Source organism: Thermoanaerobaculia bacterium (assembly GCA_035717485.1).
GTDB lineage: Bacteria > Acidobacteriota > Thermoanaerobaculia > UBA5066 > DATFVB01 > DATFVB01.
Genome location: DASTIQ010000178.1, coordinates 1 through 5,568, shown reverse-complemented (window position 1 = coordinate 5,568; position 5,568 = coordinate 1). Strand labels below are relative to the sequence as shown.

Here is a 5,568-nt window from a genome sequence, read left to right as displayed (position 1 = left end):
CGGCGCCATGAGCGCCGCCTGGGAGCCGTTCTCGATCGCGAGGAGCGCCGCGAGCAGCGCGACGGCGGTCTTCCCGCTCCCGACGTCGCCCTGGAGAAGCCGGGCCATCGGGGATCCGCGCCGGAGGTCCGCCGCGATCTCCGCCATCGCTTCCTTCTGCGAGCGCGTCAGCGGGAACGGGAGCAGGCGCAGGAGGCGGCGCGTGGTCTCGGGAGTCCACGTCCACGCCGGCACGCGGATCGCCGCCCGCGCTTCCCTCTTCGCCTCGATCCGATCGAGGAAGACGGAGAGCTCTTCGCGCGCGAGGGCGCGCCGAGCCCGCGCCGCCGCCGCGGCGAACCCCCGGCGCGGCGGGAAGTGAACCGTTTCGAGCGCGCGAAAGAGGACCCGGGGGTCGCCCGCCGACCGGAAAACCGGATCGAGGGCGGTCAGCGCGCGCCGGATCGCTCCCCGCTGCCACTGGCTCCCGAGTCCGCCGAGCCTGCGATAGATGCCGACGACGCGCCCCATGTGGACCGGATCCTCTTCCTCTTCCGGGCCGAAGAGCTCGTGCTCGGGATTTCGCATCACGAGACCCCGTTTTTCGAAGAGCGGCGTTCCGTAGAGAACGGCGCGCCGCCCGGGAGTCAAGGCCTTCGCGAGATATGGCCGGTTGAACCAGACGACCGGAAGCGAGCCGGTCTCGTCGGCGATCGCGGCCTGGAGGATCGTGAAGCCGCGCCGGCGGGTCCGCACCAGCCGGTGGGAGACGACGCGGCCGGCGACGACGGCGGCTTCGCCGTCCTTCAGCTCGCCGATCTTCGCCAACGCCGTCCGATCCTCGTATCGAAACGGCAGGTGGAGCAGGAGGTCCGCGACCGTCGGGCATCCGTCCTCGGCGAGCTTGCGCGCCGAGGACGGCGCGATCCCGGGCACGCGCGAGATCGGGTCGCCGAGCCGGAGGGGAACGTCGCTCATCGATCGCCTTCTACCACGCGGAGGCGACGCGCAAAGCGTGGTGCGAGCGAAGGCCCGCCCGTTTCCGTGGATACCGACCTCGAGACGCGGCGAGACGCGCGTCCGGCTTGACGTATCGCCGCGCCGGCTACTCTTTCGTGATGCGGAAGACGAGCGGAATCAGCCCGAACTTCAGCACGTCGCCGTCCTTGATCGCGCCGGGGGTGCCGGTCGGGAGCCTCCGGTCGTTGACGTACGTGCCGTTCATCACGCCGATCTCTTCCATCACGTAGAACGTGTCGTCCGCCTTGTAGATCCGGGCGTGGCTTCGCGAGGTGGAGCGCTGGGTGTCGAGGGCGGTGAGATCGACGTCGGGGTTGATCCCGGTGACGGGATCGGCGCGGCCGATCCGCGTGTCGCCGTCCCGGTTGAGGTAGAACTCCGTCTTCCGGTCCGGCGAGACGAGGCGGTAGACCCGGTGCTCCTCGCGCGCGACCGCGGGCACGGAGCCCGACGGGGAATCGATCGGATCGGCGACCTTGTGGCCGAGCGCGTCTTCCAGGAGATCGGTCGTCTCCCGCAGCCGCCGCGAGAGCTTCCGGAGCATGCGGACGGCGATCTCGGTGTTTCCCTTGATCATCTGATCGAACGTCGTCTGGTTGATCCGGACGAGCTCGACGTCGGTCTTCGCGCGCGCCGAAGCGGTGCGGGACACGTCTTCGAGGACCGACATCTCCCCGAAGAAATCTCCCTTTTCGAGCGTCGCGAGCACCTTCTGGCGTCCCCGGATCTTCTTGAAGATCTCGACGACGCCGCTCTGGACGATGTACATCTCGGTGCCGAGGTCTCCCTCGGAGAAGATGATGTCGCCCATCAGGTAGGTGACGACGAACTGCTCGGAGGGGCTCTTCCCGGAACCCGATTTGAAGACCGCCTTCATGAGACCGCCGCCTCCTCGAACCGGACCGCGCCGGCCGACGCGTCGAGCGTGACGCGCGTTCCGAGCGGGAGGGTTCGATTCCTCGCTCCGTGCCCCGCGGGAAAGTCGCGCACGACCGGATAGGGAGCGCCCGCGAAGTGCTCGGCGAGGAGCGAGGACACGCCCTCCTCGTCCGGGATCCCGTTGTTCCGTATGTTTTCCAACTTCCCGATTATAACGCCCGCGGGCTCCGCGAGACGCCCCGCGCGCCGCCAGTGCGTGAGCATCCGGTCGAGACGGTAGATCTCCTCCCCCACGTCCTCCCAGAACACGACGCGCCCCCGGGTGTCCAGCGCCTCGGGCGTTCCTTCGAGCGCCACGAGCATCGACAGGCATCCGCCGACGAGTAGTCCGGATCCGGAGCCGCCCGCGAGCACCTGTTCGGTCGCGATCGGAATCGCGAGCGGCGCGTCGCCGCGGAGGACGGGTTCCCACGAAGCGTCGGTCTCCGGGTCGGGTTCGGCGCGGGCGAAGTCGACCGCGACCATCGGGCCGTGGAACGCGACGAGCCCCGCGCGCGCCTGGAGCCAGGCGAAGAGCGTCGTCAGATCCGAGCCCCCCATCTGGATCTTCGGGTGGCGCGCGACCTCGTCCGGATCGAGCCGGTCGAGGATTCGGGCCGCTCCCCAGCCGCCGCGCGCGAAGAAGATCGCGTCGACCTCGGGATCCGAGACCAGACGGCGGTATCCGGCCGCGCGTTGCGCGTCGGTGCCGGCGCGCATGGCGTCGGTCGAGCGGACGTTCGGCGCTTCGACGACCCGGTATCCTCGCGATCGGAGGCGAGCGATGCCCGCATCGAGCCTCGCCGGATCGACGCGGCCGGAGATCGCGGCGACGCCGATCGTCGCGCCCGGCCGGAGCGCCGGAGGTTTCGAAAAGTGGGCGGACGACCCGGTAAGCCGAATTCTGTCGGGTGCGATCATTCCTCTAGCTCCGGGATCTCTCCCGGAATCCAGCAGCCAACCCGGAAACGGTCCCGTCGAGCGGGATGAGGTGGGCGCTCTTCCGTTTCCCTATTTGGCCTTGCTCCGCGCGGGGTTTACCGTGCCCCCGGCGTTGCCGCCGGGGCGGTGCGCTCTTACCGCACCGTTTCACCCTTGCCGTTCCGCCGGCGCCGTCAAGCTCCGGAAGAAAGGCGGTTTGATTTCTGTGGCACTTTCCTTCGCCCCGTCGCCGGGACGACCGGGGGTTGCCCGGCGCGCTGCCCTCGTGGAGTTCGGACTTTCCTCCCCGATCCGAAGATCGCGGCGATCGCATGGATCGCCCGCCCGAAGGCGATTCTAACAGATCGGAGAAGGGCGGACGGGTCACGGGAGGCGGTTCCGGTCGTCCGCGAAGAACGATTCCCACTCGTCGACGTCCACCGCGCGCGCGTCTTTCCCCGCCTCGCCGGGAGCGGTCTCCATCCGCCCCCAGAAATCCGCGGTCGACAGCGCCCGAGCCCCGCGCGCCCGGGCCCGTTCCGCGAGCGCCCGGTCGTCGGTCACCACGTGGCAGTCGCGGCGCGCCTTCGCCCGCTCGACCGCTTCGATGATCGCGTCGTCGGCGCTCCGGTTCCCGGAATACCGCACCGTCAGGCCGCCGAGCCATCCTTCCCGCTTGCCGGCGGAAGGTTCCCCGTCGAAGAAGAGGACGACGCTCGAACGGCCGCTCCGCAGCCGCGCGGAGATGGTCTGCTGGACGCGCCGGCGCTCTTCGTCCGTTCCCGGCGGCCGCCCCGCGATCCTTCCGATCAGGTTGTTGCCGTCGACGAGGAACGGCATCGCCTCACGCCTCCTTCGACGCCCGGTAGGCCTCGCGCGGATGCGCCGCGAGGAAGAAGAGGATCGCCGCGGCGCGGCGGATGCGCCCGAAGAGCAGGACGATCAGGATCAGCACGGCGCCGACGACCGCGAGCGAAAGCCCGGGAGCGAAGATCGCGACGGCCGCCACCGACACCGCGATCACGTCCTCCGCGATGGAGAGTGCGAGACGGGTCAGCGGCGAGACGGCCGCCGTCGACGTGAGACGGGAAGCCGCTTTCCCCATGTGGGCCGCGAGCGTGACCACGGCGCCGGCGGCGGCCGCCCCCAGGCGGGCGGCGGCGGAATGCCCCGGGAGACATCCGGCCGCGAGCGCCGCGCCGGCCGCCGGGCGGAGAAACGTGTGCGCGAAGTCCCAGAAGTGGTCGAGAAACGGAATCTTGTCCGCGAGGAATTCCGCCGCGAAGAGGGCGGCCGCCATCGTGAGGATCGGCCCGGCGGCGAAGAACGCCGCGATGGAACCGCCCAGGAGGTCGGGGAAGAATCGCGCGCACACCCCGAAGACGAGCGCCGTCGCCCAGGCGTTGAATCCCGCGGCGACGGCGAGACCGAGGGCGGTCGCGATCCCGAGATCCATTTACGCGTCGCCCGGGGGCCGCTCGGGGAGGGCGGGCGACGAACCCGGTCCGCGCGCGCGGCGCGCCCCTCCGCTCCTCTGCGGCACTTTTCTCATTCGGTGTTCCGGCGGAACCATCGTCCCAGGAGCGACTTCGGTTTCTCCTCCTCGTCGTCGTCCGCGGCCTCCGCGACGGGAAGGGGCGCGATGCCCATCGCCGCCTCGCAGCGGCGGAGGAGGTCCGCGTGTTTCGGATCCTCCGGCGACCGCTCGAAGAGCCGGGCGGCGTAGTCGCGGGCCTCGGCGGGCCGCTTTCGCGCGAGCAGGAACTCGGCGAACTCCCGGATCGCGTCGGTCCGCCCCGGCGCGAGCGACAGGGCCTTCTGGAACTGGGCGATCGTCCGCTCTCCCCAGCGCGGGTTCCGGGAGAGGGCCGAGGCGAGCCGGTAGTGATATTCGGGGTTGTCGGGCACGAGCTTCACGCACTGCTCGAGGAGGACGATCGCCCCGAAGAAGTCCCGTGCTTCCATCAACTGGCGCGCGCGCAGATAGCTCCCGCGCGCGACGACGTAACGGGCTTCGGCGTCCGGCGCGGAAGGTTCGATCGGGATCTCCCGGGGCGCGGGAACCGGCGCTTCCCCGGGAGAGGGCGGCACCGCGTCCGAGGCCGCGCCGGGAGCCGCCGCCTCCTCGGCGACTTCGATCAGGCCGCACGCCAGCAGGGCGTGGAGGATCTTCGCTCCCGCCGCCCGGGAAGGGGCGAGCTTGAGAATGTCGCGGAAGCTCGTCCGGCCGTTGCAGAGGGAGAAGAGGTATCCCTCCTGCGGCGCGAGCTTGACGACTCCCCAGCGCGCCATCGGGTCGTTCACGGCCGAGGGCTTGCGGTCCAGATCGCCGATCGACTCGACGTACTCGTCGCTTTCGGGAAGACGCCGGATCCCTTCGACGATCAGGGCTGCCGTCGAATGATCGAGCCAGACGTCGGCGTCCGGGCTCCCCTCGTCGTCCTCGAAACGGAATTCCGCGTCCTTCCACGTGAACGCCGCGAAGACGATCTCTTCCGAGAGGCGGCGCATTTCGGCGTCGAGGACGTTCTGCGCGATCAAGCCCCGCTCGACGAGGAGCTTCCCGAGCCGGCTCCGCCGCTCGCCGTCGGAGGCGAGCGCCGCGCGGAAGTCCGCCTCCCCCACGAGCCCGCGGCGCAGGAGCACGTCGCCGATCCGGCGTCCCTCGGTCGATGACGTCGCGGTCCGGAGCTCGCCCGCGTCGAAGAAGAGGCGGACCGTCTCCGCCTC

Annotated in this window: 6 protein-coding genes and 1 other RNA gene; all 7 read right to left on the bottom strand. The window is 70.3% G+C overall.

What is annotated here, in order from left to right; all coding sequences use genetic code 11:
• Positions 1–957 (bottom strand): DNA helicase RecG (locus VFS34_09575; GenBank protein ID HET9794699.1); only part of this gene is annotated, 957 nt, incomplete at its 3' end.
• A gap of 127 nt (positions 958–1,084) precedes the next feature.
• Positions 1,085–1,876, bottom strand: a complete 792-nt coding sequence (locus VFS34_09570; GenBank protein HET9794698.1) for a cyclic nucleotide-binding domain-containing protein — start codon at positions 1,874–1,876, stop codon at positions 1,085–1,087.
• A complete protein-coding gene (locus tag VFS34_09565; protein ID HET9794697.1) occupies positions 1,873–2,757 on the bottom strand; it encodes an LD-carboxypeptidase in 885 nt (294 codons plus the stop codon). Before VFS34_09565 ends, VFS34_09570 begins: the two co-directional genes overlap by 4 nt.
• A 37-nt stretch (positions 2,758–2,794) precedes the next feature.
• Positions 2,795–3,182: RNase P RNA component class A (gene rnpB / locus VFS34_09560), an RNA gene on the bottom strand.
• A gap of 40 nt (positions 3,183–3,222) precedes the next feature.
• Positions 3,223–3,678 (bottom strand): NYN domain-containing protein, encoded by a 456-nt coding sequence (locus tag VFS34_09555; GenBank protein ID HET9794696.1) that lies wholly within the window; start codon positions 3,676–3,678, stop codon positions 3,223–3,225.
• Between the two features lie 4 nt (positions 3,679–3,682).
• Complete coding sequence (locus VFS34_09550; protein HET9794695.1) at positions 3,683–4,294, bottom strand: DUF4126 domain-containing protein; 612 nt, start codon at positions 4,292–4,294, stop codon at positions 3,683–3,685.
• Between the two features lie 92 nt (positions 4,295–4,386).
• A partial coding sequence (locus VFS34_09545) for a DUF4388 domain-containing protein (GenBank protein ID HET9794694.1) occupies positions 4,387–5,568 on the bottom strand: 1,182 nt, incomplete at its 5' end.